We start from the raw sequence: 1,677 nt of genomic DNA, 5'->3' as shown, positions 1-1,677 counted from the left end.
TGGAAGGAGTGGACCAGTCCCCACTGGATTTGCATGGTCCTGAACAATCAGGACCTCAATCAGGTGACATGGGAGCAGCGCGTCATGGAAGGGGACCCCAAGTTCGAGACTTCGCAAGACATTCCATCCGTAGCGTATCACCGGTTCGCGGAGATGATCGGCTTCAAGGGCATCTACGTCGATGACGCCGAGCAACTGGGGCGCGCCTGGGACGAAGCGTTTGCCGCAGACCGCCCGGTCCTGATAGAGGTTAAAGCGGACCCCAACGTGCCGCCCCTCCCGCCGCACATCACGCTCGCCCAGGCCAAGGCCTTCGCCACGACCTTGATGAAGGGCGATCCGAACGAAGGCCACATCTTGCTGGATACGGCCAAACAGGTATTGAGCGCTGTGTTGCCGGGGCACAAGGACGACAAGTCGACGAAATAGCGATCGAGGCTCGAAATGCTCGAAAGGGTTTGCTGGAGACAATGGTGAGAAGCTCAAAGAACGAAGCACCTATTTCGGCCGTTCGCGCTCAGGCTTTCAAGATCCCCACTGACGCGCCGGAAGCGGACGGCACTTTCGCCTGGAATGCGACCACGTTGGTCGTCGTCGAAGTCGACGCCCAAGGCAAGACCGGCATCGGCTACACCTATACGGACTCGTGCGCGGTCAGTCTCATTCGGGGCGCGTTGGCGGAAACGCTATTGGGTCAAGCGAGCACAGACGTCGCGGCGCGATGGCTCGCCATGCAACGCACGGTGCGCAACGTCGGCCGTTCGGGTCTTGCGGCGACTGCTATCTCTGCGCTCGACTGCGCGTTATGGGATCTGAAAGCGAAGCTCCTCGACTTACCACTTGTCCAGCTCCTTGGTGCAGAGCGCGACGCCGTGCCGATTTATGGCAGTGGCGGTTTCACGAGTTACTCGGATGCGCAACTGCAAGCGCAGTTTGAAGGTTGGGTCGCCACTGACGGATGCCGCTGGGTGAAGATGAAGATCGGCACGGATCCTGGCCGCGATCCGCAGCGAGTACATGCTGCACGTGAGGTAATCGGCGATCGAGGACTCTTCGTGGATGCGAACGGCGCCTTTTCGGTGAAACAGGCTCAGCATCTGGCCGACGCATTTGTGAGCCAGGGTGTGCAATGGTTCGAAGAACCTGTGTCGTCCGATGACATCGCGGGTCTGCGTATGTTGCGGGAGGCGATGCCCGCGCAGATCGACGTTGCAGCGGGAGAATACGGCTACACGCAGGATGACTTTCGCCGTTGGTTGGATGCCCGCGCGGTTGACGTGCTGCAGGCTGATGCGAGCCGTTGCGGCGGAGTCACGGGCTTTCTGCGCGTGGCTGCACTGTGTGACGCCTATCATATTCCGCTCTCGGCGCACTGCGCGCCGGCGCTACATCTGCACGTCGCGTGCGCGGCGCCCCGGCTCGCGCATCAGGAATGGTTTCACGATCATGTACGCATCGAGTCGATGCTATTCGACGGCGCACCCAAACCTCACGACGGAGTGATTCGCCCCGACCTGAGCCGTCCTGGCTGCGGACTCGAACTCAGGCGCGCGGATGCGCGCGCCTACGCGATCGCATGCGGGCTGCGCCAATGAACGGTCAGGTCCGAAGCACCGGTCTTTTAATTGGGCTGGCCGCCTGTGTCGGGGGCGCACTGATGGCGCACGCAGCGCATAA

The 1,677-nt window shown here is 61.4% G+C and carries 2 protein-coding genes; both read left to right on the top strand.

From position 1 onward, the window contains the following. Positions 1-429 (top strand): thiamine pyrophosphate-dependent enzyme (locus AWB74_RS44385; RefSeq protein WP_235024960.1); only part of this gene is annotated, 429 nt, incomplete at its 5' end. Positions 430-470: 41 nt separating this feature from the next. Beyond that, positions 471-1,595: an enolase C-terminal domain-like protein gene (locus AWB74_RS44380; RefSeq protein WP_061152777.1), complete on the top strand. Its 1,125-nt coding sequence runs from the start codon at positions 471-473 to the stop codon at positions 1,593-1,595. Positions 1,596-1,677: the final 82 nt, after the last annotated feature.

Source organism: Caballeronia arvi (assembly GCF_001544695.2).
GTDB classification, from domain to species: domain Bacteria; phylum Pseudomonadota; class Gammaproteobacteria; order Burkholderiales; family Burkholderiaceae; genus Caballeronia; species Caballeronia arvi.
The sequence above is the reverse complement of the archived record's forward strand: the minus strand, read 5'-3'. Positions and strand labels throughout refer to the sequence as shown.